13 protein-coding genes are annotated in these 17,603 nt (G+C 65.2%); 7 read left to right on the top strand and 6 right to left on the bottom strand.

The genetic code is table 11. The features are described from left to right. Window positions 1-108: 108 nt before the first annotated feature. Window positions 109-2,229: a sodium-translocating pyrophosphatase gene (locus ABWP22_RS12895; protein WP_353200383.1), complete on the bottom strand. Its 2,121-nt coding sequence runs from the start codon at window positions 2,227-2,229 to the stop codon at window positions 109-111. A 121-nt stretch (window positions 2,230-2,350) separates the two neighbouring features. On the opposite strand from ABWP22_RS12895, the gene ABWP22_RS12890 reads away from it, so the two are divergent. Beyond that, window positions 2,351-3,631, top strand: a complete 1,281-nt coding sequence (locus ABWP22_RS12890) for an aminotransferase class V-fold PLP-dependent enzyme (RefSeq protein WP_353200382.1) — start codon at window positions 2,351-2,353, stop codon at window positions 3,629-3,631. Here the strand turns inward: ABWP22_RS12890 and thiL are convergent. Then, window positions 3,628-4,560 carry a thiamine-phosphate kinase gene (thiL, locus tag ABWP22_RS12885; protein WP_353200381.1) on the bottom strand — a complete coding sequence of 311 codons (933 nt, stop codon included), beginning with the start codon at window positions 4,558-4,560 and terminating at the stop codon, window positions 3,628-3,630. The two genes, ABWP22_RS12890 and thiL, sit on opposite strands and share 4 nt — an antisense overlap. Window positions 4,561-4,563: 3 nt before the next feature. Further along, window positions 4,564-5,019, bottom strand: coding sequence for a transcription antitermination factor NusB (gene nusB, locus ABWP22_RS12880; RefSeq protein ID WP_353200380.1), 456 nt, complete (start codon window positions 5,017-5,019; stop codon window positions 4,564-4,566). A gap of 237 nt (window positions 5,020-5,256) precedes the next feature. Between nusB and ABWP22_RS12875 the strand changes: the two genes are divergently transcribed. The 3 genes from ABWP22_RS12875 to ABWP22_RS12865 all read left to right on the top strand — a co-directional run bounded on the left by ABWP22_RS12875 (window position 5,257) and on the right by ABWP22_RS12865 (window position 8,835). Next, a complete protein-coding gene (locus ABWP22_RS12875; protein WP_353200398.1) occupies window positions 5,257-6,702 on the top strand; it encodes a replicative DNA helicase in 1,446 nt (481 codons plus the stop codon). Between the two features lie 154 nt (window positions 6,703-6,856). Further along, on the top strand, window positions 6,857-8,434 hold the full coding sequence (locus ABWP22_RS12870; RefSeq protein WP_353200379.1) for a flavin monoamine oxidase family protein: 1,578 nt from the start codon (window positions 6,857-6,859) through the stop codon (window positions 8,432-8,434). Beyond that, window positions 8,434-8,835 (top strand): c-type cytochrome, encoded by a 402-nt coding sequence (locus ABWP22_RS12865; protein ID WP_353200378.1) that lies wholly within the window; start codon window positions 8,434-8,436, stop codon window positions 8,833-8,835. Before ABWP22_RS12870 ends, ABWP22_RS12865 begins: the two co-directional genes overlap by 1 nt. Before the next feature lie 41 nt (window positions 8,836-8,876). On the opposite strand, the gene aceB is transcribed toward ABWP22_RS12865, so the two are convergent. Both aceB and ABWP22_RS12855 read right to left on the bottom strand, forming a co-directional pair. Next, window positions 8,877-10,490 (bottom strand): malate synthase A, encoded by a 1,614-nt coding sequence (gene aceB, locus ABWP22_RS12860; RefSeq protein ID WP_353200377.1) that lies wholly within the window; start codon window positions 10,488-10,490, stop codon window positions 8,877-8,879. 10 nt (window positions 10,491-10,500) lie between these two features. After that, the gene (locus ABWP22_RS12855) at window positions 10,501-11,919 is read right to left on the bottom strand and encodes a helix-turn-helix domain-containing protein (RefSeq protein WP_353200376.1); all 1,419 of its coding nucleotides are present in this window, start codon (window positions 11,917-11,919) and stop codon (window positions 10,501-10,503) included. Between the two features lie 138 nt (window positions 11,920-12,057). On the opposite strand from ABWP22_RS12855, the gene ABWP22_RS12850 reads away from it, so the two are divergent. Continuing rightward, on the top strand, window positions 12,058-13,650 hold the full coding sequence (locus ABWP22_RS12850; RefSeq protein WP_353200375.1) for an isocitrate lyase: 1,593 nt from the start codon (window positions 12,058-12,060) through the stop codon (window positions 13,648-13,650). 280 nt (window positions 13,651-13,930) lie between these two features. Here the strand turns inward: ABWP22_RS12850 and ABWP22_RS12845 are convergent, their stop codons facing one another. After that, window positions 13,931-15,526: an ATP-binding protein gene (locus tag ABWP22_RS12845; protein ID WP_353200374.1), complete on the bottom strand. Its 1,596-nt coding sequence runs from the start codon at window positions 15,524-15,526 to the stop codon at window positions 13,931-13,933. A gap of 131 nt (window positions 15,527-15,657) precedes the next feature. Here ABWP22_RS12845 and ABWP22_RS12840 point away from each other — a divergent pair, with 131 nt between their 5' ends. Next, a complete protein-coding gene (locus ABWP22_RS12840; RefSeq protein ID WP_353200373.1) occupies window positions 15,658-16,584 on the top strand; it encodes an SMP-30/gluconolactonase/LRE family protein in 927 nt (308 codons plus the stop codon). Next, complete coding sequence (locus ABWP22_RS12835) at window positions 16,581-17,447, top strand: alpha/beta fold hydrolase (RefSeq protein WP_353200372.1); 867 nt, start codon at window positions 16,581-16,583, stop codon at window positions 17,445-17,447. Before ABWP22_RS12840 ends, ABWP22_RS12835 begins: the two co-directional genes overlap by 4 nt. Window positions 17,448-17,603 lie beyond the last annotated feature (156 nt).

Below are 17,603 nucleotides of genomic sequence, written 5' to 3'. Positions count from 1 at the left end.
AAAAAAGGGGCGGCTGGTGGGCCGCCCCTTTTGGGGTTGGTGCTGGTGGGGAGGCCCCTCTCCCGGCCCCTCCCGCGAGCGGGAGGGGAGACGCAGGGAGGGGAGGATTTAGCCCCCCGCCAGGGCCGCGAGAAGCAAGAGCGCCACGATGTTGGTGATCTTGATCATCGGGTTCACGGCCGGGCCGGCGGTGTCCTTGTAGGGGTCACCCACGGTGTCGCCGGTGACGGCGGCCTGGTGGGCGGGGGAGCCTTTGCCGCCATAGGCGCCTTGTTCGATCACCTTCTTGGCGTTGTCCCACGCGCCGCCGCCGCTGGTCATGGAGATGGCGACGAACAGGCCGGAGATGATGACGCCCATGAGGAGGGCGCCGAGTGCGGCAAAGCCATTGCCCTGGCCAGCGACGGCGGTGATGGCGAAATAGACCACGACCGGGGCGAGCACGGGCAGCAGGGAGGGGACGATCATTTCCTTGATGGCGCCGGCGGTGACGAGGCCGACGGTGCGGGCATAGTCCGGCTTCACTTCGCGGGTGGCGATGCCGGGGTTTTCGCGGAACTGGGCGCGGATATCCTGCGCCACGGCCTGGGCGGTGCGGCCCACCGCGGTCATCGCCATGCCGCCGAACAGATAGGGCAGCAGCGCGCCGAGCAGCAGCCCGACGACGACGTACGGATTGGACAGCGAGAAATCCACCGGCACTTGGGTGAAGAATTGCGACAGATCCTCGGTATAGGTGGCGAACAGCACCAGTGCGGCGAGACCGGCCGAGCCGATGGCATAGCCCTTGGTGACGGCCTTGGTGGTGTTGCCCACCGCATCGAGGGCATCGGTGCGTTGGCGCACTTCGCCATCAAGGCCGGCCATTTCGGCGATGCCGCCGGCATTGTCGGTCACGGGGCCATAGGCATCCAGGGCGACGATCATGCCGGCCAGGGCCAGCATGGCGGTGGCGGCAAAGGCGATGCCGATCAGGCCGCCGAGTTTGTAGGTGGCGATGATGCCGGCGACGATGACCAACGTGGGCAGGGCGGTCGATTCCATCGACACGGCCAGGCCCTGGATGACGTTGGTGCCGTGGCCGCTATCCGATGCCTTGGCGATGGATTGCACCGGGCGATAATCGGTGCCGGTGTAATATTCGGTGATCCACACGATCAGCGCGGTGACGACGAGGCCAACGAGCATGCAGAAGAACAAAGATTGCCCGGTGAAGCCGCCTTCGACGCCGGCAATCTTGACGGCGCCCTCTGCGGCCGGATCGGCGCCGATGACGGCGGTCATGTCCGGAAAGATGGCGGCGGTGGCGAACCACAGTGCCGGCACCGACAGCACGCCGGTGACGATCAGGCCCTTGTAAAGCGCGCCCATGATGGAGCCGCCACCCAGGCGGACGAAATAGGTGCCGATGATGGAGGTGATGATGCAGACACCGCAGGCCAGCAGCGGCAGGGTCATCAGCTTGGCGGCATCAGGGCCGGCCACGAGCAATGCGCACAGCACCATGGTGGCGCCGATGGTGACGACATAGGTTTCGAACAGATCGGCGGCCATGCCGGCGCAATCGCCGACATTGTCCCCCACGTTGTCGGCGATCACGCCGGGGTTGCGATCGTCATCCTCGTCAAAGCCGAGTTCGTTCTTGCCGACCATGTCGGCGCCCACATCAGCCGCCTTGGTGAAGATGCCGCCGCCCAGACGGGCAAAGATGGAGATGAGCGATGCACCGAACGACAGCGCCACCAGCGCATTCACCACGGCGCGGCTGGTGGGCTCCAGGCCCGAAGACACCAGTGCATAGAAGTATCCGGCGATGGCGAGCAGCGCGAGGCCGGCGACCAGCATGCCGGTGACAGCGCCAGACCGGAACGCCATGGTGAGCCCGGCCTGCAGCGACTGGCGCGCGGCTTCGGCGGTGCGCACGTTGGCGCGCACCGAAATGTTCATGCCGATGAATCCGGTGGCGCCCGACAGCACGGCGCCCAGCACGAAGGCGATGGCCGGAATGACGCCAAGGAACCCGGCGACCAGCCCGGCGACAATCACGCCGACGATGGCGATGGCGGTATATTGCTTGGTGAGATAGGCGCCGGCGCCGATCTGGATGGCCTTCGCGATTTCCTGCATGCGGGCATTGCCCGGCGAGGCGCTGAGCACCTGCCGCGAAGTGAAGATGCCGTAGGCCACCGCTGCCAACCCGCAGACGATGGCAACCATAACGCTGTCCATGATTATCCTTCCCCAGTTGAATTTGCCCGCGTATGTCGCGGGTCGGTCATTTTGTCGCAGAATGACATGGGTTTTGCCGAACGCAAGCAAGTAGGTGACCATGGCGGGGGGAGATTTTGCAATGACGGTTTCAAGACGGGATGCTCTCTGGCTGGCGGCTGGCGCGGCGGCGGTGCCGGCGGTGGCGCGGGCAGCGGTGCCCACAGGCGCAATCGCGCCCGATGACGAAGCCGGCTGGGCGCGCATTGCGGCGCTTTATCCGAAAATGGGCCCGGTGACGCAGCTGGAGCATGGTTATTGGGGCAATATGGCGGCGCCCGTGGCCGAAGTGCACCGCGCCAATCTGGACCGGCTGAACCGCGACAGCAGCGTCTATGCGCGCCGGGCGATGCGCAAGGATCAGGCAGTGGTGCGCGACCGCGCGGCGCAGGCGATGGGCGTGCAGCCGGACGAGATCGGCTTTTGCCGCAATGCCGCCGAAGGCTTGCAGGCGTTGATCAGCCAGTTCCAGGGCGTGGCCGATGGCGAATCGATCCTGTGGTCCGACAGTGATTATGACACCAGCCACAATGCCATGCGGGCCCTGGCCCGCAACCGGCGGGCGCAGGCCATCACGGTGCCGCTGCCACGGGCGCCGACGCGGGACAATGTGATCGCCGCCTATGCCGAGGCCATCCGGAATGCGCCGCGGCTGAAGTTCGTGCTGCTCACGCATGGCACCCACAAGAGCGGGATGGTGGTGCCGGTGGCGGAGATTGCCGCCATCGCCAAGGCGGCGGGCGCCATGGTGCTGGTGGATTGTGCGCAAAGCTTCCGGCAGCGGCCGTTCGTGATCCCGGATTTCGGCGCGGATTTCGTGGTGCTGAACTTCCACAAATGGGTGGGCGCGCCGGTGGGTGTGGCAGGCTTCTGGATCCGGCCCGGTGCGGCGCCGATGATCGCTGCCGCCCCCGCCGAGCCGGACGCGAAGCCCGAGGATGTGCAGGCCAAGGTGCACCAGGGCACGCTGGATTATGCGCCGCAGCTCACCCTGCCGGCGGCGCTGGATTTTCAGGAACAGGTGCTGCCGGTGCCGATGAAGCTGGCGCGGCTGCAATATCTGCGCAACCGCTGGGTCAGCCAGCTGCGCGGGCTGTCGGGGCTGGAAATCATGCTGGGCGATGATCCGCGCACGTTCGGCGCGATCACCTCGTTTCGCATTGCCGGCCACACCAGCATCGCCGACAACATCGCCATCACCGACACATTGTTCAACCGCTACAACATCATGACCGTGCACCGGGCCGGGCTGACCGCCGGCGCCTGCGTGCGGGTGACGCCGGCGCTGTTCACCACGCCGGCGGAATGCGATCGGCTGGTGGCGGCGTTGAAGGAACTGGTGCCGCAGATCGCGCGGGGTTAGCCGTGTTCGTACCCCAGCCGGTCCGGCAGTGGCACCGGCTGGCCGGCGAAGCTGAGCGCCAACCCTGATCCCGCGACCACCGTGCCGATGCGGGTCACCGGGGTTTTCGTGGGCCCGGCCAGCGCCGCCACATCCACATCTGCTGCCGCGGTGAACAGCAATTCGTAATCGTCACCGGCTGTCGCCTGCGCCATGATTTCGGCCAGCCCGGCCGCCGGTGCAGTCAGCGGCACCGCATCGATCGCAATCGCCAGCCCCACACCGCCAGCCGCCGCCAACCGCTGCGCATCGATCAGCAGGCCGTCGGACACATCCATGCCGGCGGTGGCCACGCCGCCCAGCGCGGCACCCAGCGCCAGGCGCGGCGTGGGGCGGCGATAGCGGTTCAGCAGCGACTTGTCGGGTGGGCGGAGCCCCTGCGCAACCGCCAGTCCCAGCCCGCCGCCACCGATGCAGCCCGAAACCCATAGCGCATCGCCCGGCTGTGCGCCGGCGCGGCCCATCGCCTTGCCGGGCTCCACCCAGCCCACGGCCGTCAACCCCAGCACCGCCTGCCCCAGCCCGGACACCGTATCCCCGCCCCACAGCGCCACACCGAAATGCGCCAGCGCGCGGCCCAGGCCGGCGGCGAACGCTTCGCGCCACCCATCATCCTCCGCCGCCGACAGACCCAACCCGAGCAGCACGCCCGCTGGCGCCGCGGCCATGGCGGCCAGATCGGACAGGTTCACCGCCAGCAATTTCCAGGCAATGTCGCCGGGCGGATCAGCGGGCCGATAATGCACCCCTGCGGCCAGAACATCATGGGTGAACACCAGCTGCCGGCCGATCGGCGGCATCCACACCGCGGCATCATCGGCAAGGCCGCGCGCCGCCGCAGATGTGGCCAACGGAGACAGGAGGCGGGCGATGAAATCCCGCTCCGCCATGGCTCAGGCGCGCACCTGCCGGGCCACGCTGTCGAGCAGGCCATTGGCAAAGCGCGCCTGCTTTTCATCGTGAAAGGCGTGGCTAACATCGACATATTCATTGATCACCGTGGCCGCCGACACATCGGCGCGCGCCACCAGTTCATAGACCGCCGCGCGCAGCAGCGCCCGCATCGGCCGGTCCAGGCGATCAAGTGCCCAGCCTTCCGCCAGCGCGCCGCTGATCAGCCCGTCCAGCTCGTCCTGGCGGGCGGCGACACCGGCGACGACATCATCGAAAAACGCCTGATCGGCCGCGAGATACTCGGCACCTTCGATTTCCTGGCCCAGCCGGTGGCTGTGGAACTCCATCAGCAACTTGGGCACCGGATCGCCGCCCATCTCGCGCTGATAAAGCGCCTGTACGGCGGCGAGGCGCGAGGCGGAACGGGCACGATAGTCGGGGAGGGGGCTGGTCATCGGTGGCGGGGCTTACGCCAGTTTCGGGGCGACGGGCAAGCGGCGTGGTGCGGCCAAGTTGTCCACAGCATGCTAACAGAGACGTGCAGATCAAAATTCGCCCCCTGTACCCAAGGGCGGATTGCCGGCCGGCTGGCCATGCGCGACAAGGGCCCGATGGTCTCCCTCCCGCCCCTCCTGCCCCCAGCCAACGCTCAGGGCGGCCCCAATCTGCGCCTGGTTGATCCGGGCCAGCCGATGGCCGGCCTGCCGCAGAATCTCGAAGCCGAAGCCGCGCTGCTGGGGGCGCTGATGATCGACAACCGGCTGGTCGAGGATGTCGTGACCCGCCTGAAGCCCGATCATTTCGCCGATGCCCTGCACGGCCGCATCTACGCGGCGGTGCTGTCGCTGTCGGCCAAGGGCATGTCGGCCAATCCGGTCACCATGAAGCCCTTGTTCGATGCCGATCCGGCAATCATCGAACTGGGCGGCCCCGGTTACCTCGCGATGCTGACGCAAAATGGCGCGGCGCTGCTGGCGGCGCGCGATTTCGCGACGCAGATCTATGATCTGGCGCTGCTGCGGGAGCTGATTCGCGTCGGGCGCGACATGGTGAGCGCGGCCGGCGATACCAGCACCGGCGTCGCGCCGATCGACCAGATCGAAACCGCCGAAATGGCGCTCTACAAGGTTGCCGAGGCCGGCGAAGTGCAGGGCGCGGTGAAAAGCTTCCGCGAAGCCGCCATGGAAGCGGTGAAGATGGCCGACCGCGCCAAGCGATCGGGCGGGCATCTGTCGGGCTACACCACCGGCCTGACCGGCCTGAACGAAAAGATGGGCGGCCTGCACAAATCCGATCTGATCATCCTCGCCGGCCGCCCGGCGATGGGCAAGACCAGCCTTGCCACCAATATCGCCTTTGCCTGCGCGCAGCGCTTTGCCGAGGATGTGGCGCGCGGCGTGGAGCCGGAGAAGAGCAGCGGCGCGCCGGTGGCCTTCTTCAGCCTGGAAATGTCGTCGGACCAGCTTGCGACGCGCATCCTGGCCGAACAATCCGAGCTGAGCAGCGAAGCGCTGCGCATGGGTCGCATCAAGGATGAGGAGTTCACCCGGCTGGCGCGCGCCTCCACTGCGCTGTCTGCTTTGCCGCTGTGGATCGATGACACGCCGGGCCTGACCATCGCAGCGCTGCGCACCCGCGCCCGCCGGCTGAAGCGCCAGCATGGCATCGGGCTGATCGTGGTGGATTATCTGCAATTGCTCACCGGATCGCGCAGCGGCGGCAGCGACAACCGCGTGCAGGAAATTTCCGAAATCACCCGCGGCCTGAAGACGCTCGCCAAGGAACTGGCGGTGCCAGTGCTGGCCCTCTCACAATTGTCACGTGCGGTGGAGAACCGCGAAGACAAACGGCCGCAGCTTTCAGATCTGCGCGAATCCGGCACCATCGAGCAGGACAGCGACATCGTGATGTTCGTCTATCGCGAGGAATATTATCACAGCCTGAAACAGCCCGATCCCGAAGACGGTGATAAACACGCCAAGTGGCGGGAAAAGGCCGAGAAAGTCTTCGGCCTTGCCGAAGTGATCGTGGCCAAGCAGCGCCATGGCGCCACCGGCACCGTGCCGCTGACCTTCATCAAGCAGTTCACCAAATTCGCCGACCGTGCCGACAGCGATTACGGTCCGCAGCCGTGGTGAGGCCGGTGTCCGTTCTTGCGGCGTGAAGCGCCACGGCAATGGGTGACAAAGCCCCGTCATTTCGCCACTATCGGCGCGGGGGTGCAGCCGCCATCGGATGGGTCTGCCAGCGGGCATAGCGAGGGGAATCAAGGCATTGAACAACTGGGCACAAATGGGGCCGACGCGGCGCGAAGTGCTGCGGGCCATCGGCATGATGGCGGGCACGGCGGTGCTGTATCAGGCCATGGAAGCGCTGGGCCACGCCAAGGAAACCCAGTTTGCCGGGCCGCCCAACCTGACCGGGGCGCGGCCGGGGGCCAAGGTGCTGGTGCTGGGCGCTGGCCTTGCCGGCATGCTTGCCGCCTATGAACTGGCCAAGGCCGGTTATGAGGTGCAAATCCTGGAATATAACAATCGCCCCGGCGGCCGGAACTGGTCGCTCTATGGCGGCGATACCTATACCGAACTGGGCGGCGCCACGCAGAAGGTTGGCTTCTCCGACGGCAATTATCTCAACCCGGGCCCATGGCGCATCCCCTATCACCACCGCGCTCTGCTGCATTATTGCAAGCAGTTCGGCGTGGCGCTGGAACCGTTCATCCAGATGAACCACCAGGCGCTGGTGCATTCGGCCAAGGCCTTCGACGGCAAGCCGATGCGCTACCGCGAGCTGGCTGGCGATTGGGACGGCAATGTCGCCGAACTGCTGGCCAAGGCCATCGACAATCGCGGTCTGGACAGCGTGATGACCCGTGAAGACGGCGACCGGCTGCGGATGGCGCTGCGCGAATGGGGCGCGCTCGATCAGAATTTCAAATACTCCAAGAGCGCCCGCTCGTCGCGGCGGCGCATGTGGGATCGGCCCCAGGGCGGCGGCGTGCTGGGCGAACCGATCCCGTCGGAACCCCATGCCTTCAAGGACATCATGGATTCCGGCATCTGGCGTGTCGTCGCTCAGCATATGAGCATCGATCACCAGCATTCGATGTTCCAGCCGGTGGGCGGCATGGGCATGATCGGCAAGGCCTTTGGCCGCCAGGTGGAGGGCAAGGTCCGCTACAACAGCAAGGTGACCAGCATCAGCCAGCAGGGTGGCAAGGTGACGGTGGGCTATACCGACACTGGCACCGGCGTGGCCAGCACCGCCACGGCGGATTATTGCGTGTGCACCATTCCGTTGGGGGTGTTGGCCCAGATCGAAGTCGATTGCTCGCCTGGCCTCGATGCGGCGATCCGCGCGGTGCCCTACAGCAATTCGGTGAAGGTCGGCCTCGAATTCAAGCGGCGCTTCTGGGAGGAGGATGAAGCCATTTATGGCGGCATCAGCTTCACCGACCGCGAGATCGCCATGATCTCCTATCCATCCGGTCGCATGCACAGCGACGGCCCGGCGGTGGTGCTGGGTGCCTATACGTTCGGCCCGGCCAGCTACAAATTCGCCGGCATGACGCCGGAAGAACGCATCGCCCGCGCGCTCGATCAGGGCAGCGTCTTCCACCCCGGCCGCTACAAGGAAGAATTTCTGACCGGCGCGTCGGTGGCGTGGAGCCGTTCGCCGTTCACCCTGGGCTGCTGTGCGCAGTGGAACGAAGACACCCGCAAGGAACATTACCAGACGCTGGTGGCGGTGGATAACCGGCTGGTGCTCGCCGGTGAACACGCCAGCTATATCGGTTGCTGGATGGAAGGCGCGATCCTGTCCTCGCTGGACGCGGTCACCCGTCTGCACAAGCGCGCGTTGGAGGCATGATGATGCGAATGTTCCTGTTGGCGGCCGCCGTGATTGCCGCACCCGCGCTGGCCCAGAAACCGGCCGCCAAGCCCGCGGCGCCGCATCCGGGTGCCGAGGTCTATCAGAATATCTGCCAGGCCTGCCACATGGCCAATGCGCTGGGCGGCGTTGGCGCCGGCCGCATCCCGGCGCTGGCGAAAAATCCCAATCTGGAAGTGTCTGGCTATCCGATCATGGTTGTCACCGGCGGCAAGGGCGCTATGCCCTGGTTCCGCGGCAGCCTTACCGATCAGCAGATTTCCGATGTGATCAACTATGTTCGCAGCAATTACGGCAACAAATACAAGGATAAGGTGACACCGGCCATGGTGGCGGAGCAGGGTTTGCCGGCACCCAAGGGCGGCAATCGCGGCGAGTGAGGTCAACTCCCCTCCCGTTCAGGGGAGGGGAGAGGCTCGGCTCATTTTGCGAAGTAGAAGGCGTAGGCTGGCAGCGTCAGGAACGGTTCCAGCTTGTCGGCCAGCACCAATGTGCGGAACAGGTCGGCGGCTTCGCGATACTTGCCGGCCTCGAAGAAATTGTCGCCCACTTGGGCGCGCCACGCTGCCAGTTGCTCGTCGGTGACGCGGGTGATCAGCGCGGCATCGACCGCTTCGCCCGAATCCAGCGCCGCGCCGTGCGTGCGCCATTGCCACAATTGGGTGCGGCTGATTTCGGCGGTGGCAGCATCTTCCATCAGATTGTGCAGTGGCACCGCGCCCTGACCGCGTAGCCAGGCCGCGACATAGCCAATGCCGACATTGATGTTGTTGGTCAGCCCCGCCAGCGTGCGCGCGCCGGCCGGCGGCGTGACCAGATCGGCCAGCGTCGCTTCGCCAGCCGGAATCACCGCCAACTGGTTGGGGCCGGGCATCAGCCGGTCGAACACGTCGCGCGCCACGCCGACCAGGCCGGGGTGGGCCACCCAGGTGCCGTCATGGCCCAGCTTCGCCTCGCGCTCCTTGTCGGCGCGCACCGCGGCAAAGGCCTTGTCGTTGGCGGCTTCGTCGTCCTTCACCGGGATGAAGGCGCTCATGCCGCCCATGGCATGGGCGCCGCGGCGGTGGCAGACGCGCACGACATGGGCGGCATAGGCCGCCATGAACGGCACCGCCATGGAGACTGCGGCCCGGTCGGGCAGCAGCTTGGCGGCGTCGGCCTGGAACGTCTTGATATAGCTGAAGATATAATCCCAGCGGCCGCAATTGAGCGCCGTGATGTGATCGCGCAGTTCATAGAGGATTTCTTCGGCCATGAAAGCGCCGGGCAGGGTTTCGATCAGCACGGTGGCACGGATGGTACCGAGCGGCAGATTCAGCATCGATTGGGCCGAGATGAAGACATTGTTCCACAACCGTGCCTCCAGGCTGTGCTCCAGCTTGGGCAGATAGAAATAGGGACCGCTGCCCTTGGCCAGCAGCGCGCGCGTATTGTGGAAGAAGTACAGGCCGAAATCGAAGATCGCGCCGGCGACGCGCTCGCCGTCGACCACGAGATGCGCTTCATCCAGATGCCAACCGCGCGGACGGCAGATCAGCACGGCGGTCTTCTCGTTCAGGCTGTAGCTTTTGCCCTTGTCTTCCAGCGTGATGGTGCCGACGGCGGCATCGCGCAGATTTATCTGCCCCTGCACCATCACATCCCAGGTCGGCGCCGAGGCGTCTTCCAGGCAGGCCATGAAGCATTGCGCGCCACTGTTGAGCGCGTTGATCACCATCTTGCGATCGCACGGCCCGGTGATTTCCACCCGACGATCGGCGAGATCGGCTGGCGCGGGCCGCACCTGCCAACTGCGATCATCGCGGATCGCCGAATATTCCGGCGCGAATCCGATGAAGCCCTCGCGGTTGATCCACGCCTGCCGCTGATCACGGGCGCGCAGCAGCGCCAGCCGGGTGGGATTGTACATGCGGTGCAACTGCGCGACGAACGCCAGCGCTTCGGGGGTGAGGATGGTCTCGTAACCGGGCTGCATCGCGCCCGTGATCTCGACGCCCCCAAGTTCCGGAAAATTCAGGGCGGGGTGGCTGGTCATGTTCTGCCTTTCAATCATCGGTGAAACGAAATGGGGTGAGGCCGCGCTGGCGTTCATCAAACGCCAGATGGGCGCCGGCTGGGGGCTGGCCGCGCTGGCGGCAGGCGGCGCGGTGGCAGGCGGCACAGCCCGGCCCGATCGGGGCGGCCTGGCCGTTCAGTTCGATGCCGCTGCTCCAGGCCAGCGCGCCGGCATGGGCGATGTCGCAGCCGATGCCGATGGCAAAGCTTGGCCGGGCACCGCCCCAGGGCATGGCGGCCGGCCGCACGGTTCGCGCGAGCGTCAGGAAGCGCTTGCCGTCTTCCAGCTCGACCAGTTGGCGGCGGATTTCGCCGGGCCGATCAAAGGCATGATAGACATGCCACAGCGCGCAGCCGCCGGTGAGCGGCAAGGGCGATGGACCAGGCGCAAAGCGTTTGGAAATGGTGCCGGCCCGGTCGAGCCGCAGGAAGAAGAATGGCACCCCGCGCGCGCCGGGGCGATGCAGCGTGGTCAGGCGGTGTGCTACCTGCTCCAGCCCGCGGCCGAAGCGCGCCTGCAACAGTTCGACATCATAGCCGGTGGCTTCGCAGGCGCTGAGGAAGCGACCGTAGGGCATCAATGTGGCGGCGGCGGCATATTTGCCCAGCGCCACGGTGCAGGCGCGTTGCTCCAGAGGGTCGGTGATGCCGGCGGCCGCGATGGTATCCGCAATCTGGGCTTTCAGTTCGATCAGCACCAATTGCACGGCGGCGGCAAAGCCGCGGCTGGCAGCATCGAGCGATTCGGACAGGATCAATTGCCGGGCATGCAGATCGAGCCGGCGCAACTGGTTGGGCAGCACCTCCATCGGCAGCGCGCGCACGGTGATGGCGTGGCGGCTGCGCAAGCGATCGACCACTGCGGCGTTGAGATCGGGGCCGGACAGGCGCAGCTCGTCTGCCAGACGTTCGCAGCTTTCATCCAGCAAGGGGAAATAATTGCCGGCGGCATCGATCAGCGTGGCCACCGCCGCCAGCGGGCCAGGCGGCGGCGGGATCGGGGCGACGGGCGGGGTGGCCGCCGCCAGCCGCAACAACGCATGGGCGATGGCCGGCGCGCGCACCGCCAGATCCTTCAATTCGGCGCGTGGCACATCGATGCCGATCAACCGCGGATCGGTGAAGAGTTTTGACAAATCTTCGACCAGTTCGCCGCCGTCGTCGCCGGTCAGACTGCGCACATCCAGATCATAATGTTCGGCCAGCTTGACGAGGAAACTGGCCGACAGCGGGCGTTGGTCGCGTTCGATCAGGTTGAGATAGCTGACCGACACGCCGAGATCGTGGGCCATGCGCGTCTGGGTGAGCCCACGCTGGGTACGCAGCCGCCGCACGCGCGCGCCAGCGAAGATCTTGCGGCCGCCGCCGATGGCGTCCTTCAGTGCAGGCGAGGCGGCGAGTTTTGTCAAAATATTTACATCTTTACAGCTAAAGCCGGCGAAAGCGGGACATTTACACACGATTCCTTGACAGAATCTGTTGACCGGGCCGTAGCCGAAGCGCAACGCCGTGACAAGCGATACCGCAGTGCACAAGAGGAGCCCCCCATGACCTATCAGGACGAAATCCGGCACGCCGCCGCCGCCATCGAGGGCAAGCCCGGCTGGCAGGCGATCAGCGCCGAATCCGTGGCGCGCATGCGCGTGCAGAACCGCTTCCAGTCCGGCCTTGATATCGCGCGCTACACCGCGGCGATCATGCGCCGTGACATGGCCGCCTATGATGCCGATCCCGGCCAGTACACCCAGTCGCTGGGCTGCTGGCATGGCTTCATCGGCCAGCAGAAGCTGATTTCGATCAAGAAGCACTTCGGCACCACCGACAAACGCTACCTGTATCTGTCGGGCTGGATGGTCGCGGCGCTGCGCAGCGAATTCGGCCCGCTGCCCGATCAATCGATGCATGAAAAGACCAGCGTGTCGGCGCTGATCGAAGAACTCTACACCTTCCTGCGCCAGGCCGATGCGCGCGAGCTGGGCGGCCTGTTCCGCGATCTCGATGCCGCCCGCGCCGCCGGTGACGCGGTGAAGGCCAAATCGATCGAGCATCAGATCGACGCCTTCCAGACGCATGTCGTGCCGATCGTCGCCGATATCGATGCCGGCTTCGGCAATGCGGAAGCCACGTATCTGCTCGCCAAGAAGATGATCGAAGCCGGCGCCTGCGCGCTGCAGATCGAGAACCAGGTGAGCGATGAAAAGCAGTGCGGCCACCAGGACGGCAAGGTGACGGTGCCGCACGAGGACTTCCTCGCGAAGATCCGCGCCATCCGCTACGCCTTCCTCGAACTGGGCGTGGAAGACGGCATCATCGTCGCGCGCACCGATTCACTGGGCGCCGGCCTGACCAAGCAGATCGCCTACAGCCGCACGCCCGGCGACATTGCCGACCAGTACAACAGCTTCCTCGATTGCGAGGAAATCGATGTGACGCAGGTCGGCAACGGCGACGTGGTGATCAGCCGCGACGGCAAATTGCTGCGGCCCAAGCGCCTGCCATCGAACCTGTTCCAGTTCCGCGCCGGTTCCGGGGAGGATCGCTGCGTGCTCGATTGCATCAACAGCCTGCAGAACGGTGCGGATCTGCTGTGGATCGAAACGGAGAAGCCGCACATCGGCCAGATCGCCGGCATGGTGAACCGCATCCGCGACGTGATCCCGAATGCCAAGCTGGTGTACAACAACAGCCCCAGCTTCAACTGGACGCTGAATTTCCGTCAGCAGGTTTATGATGCCATGGCCCAAGCCGGCAAGGATGTGTCAGCCTATGACCGCGCCCGGTTGATGAGCGTCGATTATGACGCCACCGAACTGGCGCAGGAAGCCGACGAGCGCATCCGCACCTTCCAGCGCGATGCCGCCGCGCAGGCCGGCATCTTCCACCATCTGATCACCCTGCCGACCTACCACACTGCCGCCTTGAGCACCGACAATCTCGCACGCGAGTATTTCGGCGACCAGGGCATGCTGGGCTATGTGAAGAACGTGCAGCGCGCCGAAATCCGTCAGGGCATTGCTTGTGTGAAACACCAGAACATGTCGGGTTCGGACATTGGCGATGATCACAAGGAGTATTTCGCTGGCGAGGCGGCGTTGAAGGCTGGTGGGGCGCACAACACGATGAACCAGTTTGCTGCGTAGCGCGGCGCGCAAATAGCGCAGCTATTTGCCGACTCGCGCAAGCACGGCCAGCGAGCGAAAAGGGCGGTCTCAACAGGCCGCCCTTTTTGACTCGTCTGACGGCGCAGCGTTGCCGCGCTCTTCCCTTCTTCCACTTCCTTGAACACCCCAGCGGACTCGGCGGCTTCGCCGCCGGCCGCAAGCTCAGGGTGAGCGGGTGGTGAAGACGCTGGAGGCACAAGCGGCATCCACCCTCCCCCGGCCCCTCCCTTGCAGGGAGGGGAGCAGAAATCTCTAGCCGCTACCGCGTATTCGCCCGCCACCGCGCAATCACCCGATCCAGCATCTCGTCATCATCTCCCGTCTCCACCCACAATTCGCTGAACACCGGATCGTCGCTGGCCGGGCGCTTGTGCGGTTCCAGATCATCGAGCCGCACGCGGATCGGTGCCGCGACGCCTTCGCCGGAAATGATGCATTCGCGGTTCCTGAGCGCCGGGATCGCATCCAGCAAGCTGCGGCCGCCTTCGGGCAGGGCGTTCTTCACGAAGGCCTGATCGCGATCATTGTTCAGTCGCAGCGACACGATGGTGCCGCATTGCGACAGCGCGCCTTCGGCCAGATCGGACGGGCGCTGGGTGACCAGGCCCAGCGACACGCCATATTTGCGCCCTTCCTTGGCGATGCGTTCCAGCACGTCGCGCACCGTGCTGTGCTTGGAAATGCTGCGCGACGGGATGTAGCGGTGGGCTTCTTCGCACACCAGCACCACCGGCCGGCGCTGCTCCCCACGCGACCAGACGGCGAAATCGAATACGATGCGCGACAGCACCGAGACGACGGCGGAGACTACCGCTGAAGGCACACCCGACAGATCGATCACCGAAATCGGCTTGCCGGCCACCGGCAGGCGCAGGATGCGGCTCATGAATTCGGCCATGTTGTCATTGGAGTAGCGGCGATCAAACATGAACTTGTGGCGCGGATCGCGCATGATCTGTTCCAGCTTGCCGCGGATGCGCAGATAATTCGGCGCGTTCTGGCCTTCGGAAATCTTGCCCATTTCCGATGCCAGCGTGTCCATCAACGCGGACAGCAGATAGGGGATTGGCGTGTCGGTGGTGACGCTGCTCAATCCTTGCGCATAAACGGATTTCATCCGCGCCAGTTGCAGGCAGCGCGCCAGGATATCGCGGTCCATTTCCCGAACGGCGCCTTCGCTGGTCAACAGCACTTCGCAATGTTCTTCGAAGTTCAGCAGCCAATAGGGCAGTTCCAGATTGTCGACGTTGAAGATCATGCCGGTATCGGCAAAGGCGCGGGCATATTCGCCGTGCGGATCGATCACCACGACATGGCCTTGCGGCGCCTGTTCGATGATGCGGTGCAGGAACAGCGCGGTGGCGGTGGATTTGCCGGTGCCGGTGGAGCCGACGATGGCGAAATTCTTCGACAGGAAGGTGTCGAAAAACACCGCGGCGCGCACCTGGCCGGTGGGATAGACGATGCCGACCTGGATGTGCGGCCGCTCGTCGCCGGAAAACACCCGTGCCGTCTCGGCGCCGTCCATCGGCCAGGCACGATCGCCGGCGCGCGGATAGGTGCCGACGCCGCGGCGGAAGCGCGTGATGCGGCCATCGGGATCGGCTTCGGCTTCCCCGACGAAATCGATGATGCCCACGGCGGCCCCGTCCTGCTGCTCGATCGCGCGCAACGTGCCGATCACCCACAGGCCCTGGCTTTCGACCTTGAGCAGGCTGCCCAGCATGCCGGCCGATGCCAGCACGCCATCCGGATGGCTTTTCAGGCGCGCGGTGGCGGCCATATCCAGGCGCAGCATCATCTGGCCGGCGGCCAATGCCGCCACCTCGCCGATCACCATCTCTGCCTGCAACATGGCCATATCCTTCCAAGGTTAAGGCTTGCCCGATCAGGCGTTAATTTTCTGTTCCCAGCCTCGTCTTTCAATGCGCTTGCGCGGACGACTGACCCGCGCCAGCATGGCGCAAACGACGGGGAGGACAGACAATGAGCGATTTCCATCCACACGAGATCTTGGCCGACGGCCTGGGCTTTCCGGAAGGGCCGGTGGCGATGGCCGACGGATCGGTGCTGATCGTCGAAATCCGCCCCGGCCGCATCACGCGCATCACGCCCGATGGCCGCAAGGAGACGGTGGCAACGCCCGGCGGCGGCCCCAATGGCATGGCGATCGGCCCGGATGGCGCGCTCTATGTCTGCAACAACGGCGGGTTTGAATGGTATGAGCAGGATGGCATCCTGCTGCCCGGCAATGCCGCCGGCGATTACAGCACTGGTCGCATCGAACGTATCGATATCGCCACCGGCAAGGTCGATCGCCTGTACGACAGTTGCGACGGCGTGCGCCTGTCTGGCCCGAACGACATCGTCTTCGATGCGCATGGCGGTTTCTACTTCACCGATCTCGGCAAGCATTTCGATCACCACACCGATGCCGGCGGGCTGTTCTATGCGCTGCCCGATGGATCGAAGATCACCAGGCTCATCCACGGGCCCGACCTGAACGGCGTCGGCCTCTCCCCCGACGGCAAGACGGTTTACGCCGCCTCCACCAGCCGGCGCGTGGTGCTGGCGTTCGATATCGTGTCGCCTGGCGTGCTGGCGCCGGAACCGCTGCCGGCGGTGCCCGGCCGCTTTGTGACGACCTGGGCCAACAAGACCTATCTCGATTCGCTGGCGATCGAGGCCAACGGCAACATCGCACAGGCGACGCTGATCGAAAGCGCCGGCATCACCAGCATCGATCCGGTAACGGGCGCGCAGGAATTTTTCCCGTTCCCCGATCTGCTCACCACCAACATCTGCTTTGGCGGCGACGACATGATGGATGCCTGGGTCTGCCTGTCGACCACCGGCAAGCTCGCAAAGTGCCGCTGGCCGCGGCCGGGGCTGAAACTGAACTATAACGCATGATGCTGCGCGCAAACGGGCTGGAGTTTGCCTGCGACGTGGCGGGTGAAGGCCCGGACGTTGCATTGTGCCTGCACGGTTTTCCGGAATCGCGCTTTTCCTGGCGTTATCAATTGCCCGTGCTGGCCGACGCTGGCTGGCGCACGGTGGCGCCGGATCTGCGCGGTTATGGCGGGTCGAGCCGGCCTTCCGGCAAGGCCGCCTACCATATCGATCATCTCGTCGATGATGTGGCGGCGATGTTCGATGCGCTGGGTGCGCGGCGCAAATTGCTGGTGGCGCATGATTGGGGCGCGGCGATTGCCTGGGTGGTGGCGATGCGCCGCGCCGTGCCGCTCGACGGCCTGATCATCATGAACGTGCCGCACCCGACGGTGTTCGGCGAGTTGATCGCCCATTACTGGCCGCAGCGGCTGAAGAGCTGGTATGTCGCGTTTTTCCAGATCCCCTCGCTGCCGGAGTTTCTGCTGCGCCAGCGCCGGGCGGAAGCCATTGCCAACGCCTTTCTGAACATGGCGGTAAACAAGGCCATGTTCCCGCCAGAGGTGCTGGAGGTCTATCGCCAGAACGCCCTGCAACCCGGCGCGCTGACCGCGATGATCAATTACTACCGCGCCAACCTGGGCCTGCTGGATGAGGTCGCCGCGCAAATCACCGTGCCGACGCTGATGCTGTGGGGGGAGGAAGACAAGGCGCTCGATCTCAAGCTCACCGAAAACTATGGCCGCCACGTCCGGGATTTCACGCTTCAGCGCTTCCCCAACGTCTCGCACTGGGTGCAGCAGGAAGCACCCGATGCAGTCAACGCGGCGATGCTGGCCTGGCTGCGGGAGAAGCGGCTGGTGCCGGCTGAAATGCGATTGTGAAAGAGCGGCAGCTTGTCGGGATTCGGTCTGCAGTTTTGACGCATTGGACGAATCCGGCGGGTTTTGGACAATTTTGACCGCCGAGTGGCCGCATTCGCGCAAAAGCCTGACCCGGCCATGATTACAGGCTTGGCCTGGGTAGGACAGGCCAAAGAC

Origin of the sequence: Sandarakinorhabdus sp., assembly GCF_040398665.1 — a bacterium.
Taxonomy (GTDB): Bacteria; Pseudomonadota; Alphaproteobacteria; order Sphingomonadales; family Sphingomonadaceae; genus Sandarakinorhabdus.
The sequence above is the reverse complement of the archived record's forward strand: the minus strand, read 5'-3'. Positions and strand labels throughout refer to the sequence as shown.

Coding starts and splice junctions, on each gene's coding strand:
- ABWP22_RS12835 (WP_353200372.1), top strand. CDS start 16,581: ATGATGCTGCGCGCAAACGGGCTGGAGTTTGCCTGCGACGTGGCGGGT.
- ABWP22_RS12850 (WP_353200375.1), top strand. CDS start 12,058: ATGACCTATCAGGACGAAATCCGGCACGCCGCCGCCGCCATCGAGGGC.
- ABWP22_RS12895 (WP_353200383.1), bottom strand. CDS start 2,229: ATGGACAGCGTTATGGTTGCCATCGTCTGCGGGTTGGCAGCGGTGGCC.
- ABWP22_RS12840 (WP_353200373.1), top strand. CDS start 15,658: ATGAGCGATTTCCATCCACACGAGATCTTGGCCGACGGCCTGGGCTTT.
- nusB (WP_353200380.1), bottom strand. CDS start 5,019: ATGACCAGCCCCCTCCCCGACTATCGTGCCCGTTCCGCCTCGCGCCTC.
- ABWP22_RS12875 (WP_353200398.1), top strand. CDS start 5,257: ATGGCCGGCCTGCCGCAGAATCTCGAAGCCGAAGCCGCGCTGCTGGGG.
- ABWP22_RS12870 (WP_353200379.1), top strand. CDS start 6,857: ATGGGGCCGACGCGGCGCGAAGTGCTGCGGGCCATCGGCATGATGGCG.
- ABWP22_RS12890 (WP_353200382.1), top strand. CDS start 2,351: ATGACGGTTTCAAGACGGGATGCTCTCTGGCTGGCGGCTGGCGCGGCG.
- aceB (WP_353200377.1), bottom strand. CDS start 10,490: ATGACCAGCCACCCCGCCCTGAATTTTCCGGAACTTGGGGGCGTCGAG.
- ABWP22_RS12865 (WP_353200378.1), top strand. CDS start 8,434: ATGATGCGAATGTTCCTGTTGGCGGCCGCCGTGATTGCCGCACCCGCG.
- thiL (WP_353200381.1), bottom strand. CDS start 4,560: ATGGCGGAGCGGGATTTCATCGCCCGCCTCCTGTCTCCGTTGGCCACA.
- ABWP22_RS12845 (WP_353200374.1), bottom strand. CDS start 15,526: ATGTTGCAGGCAGAGATGGTGATCGGCGAGGTGGCGGCATTGGCCGCC.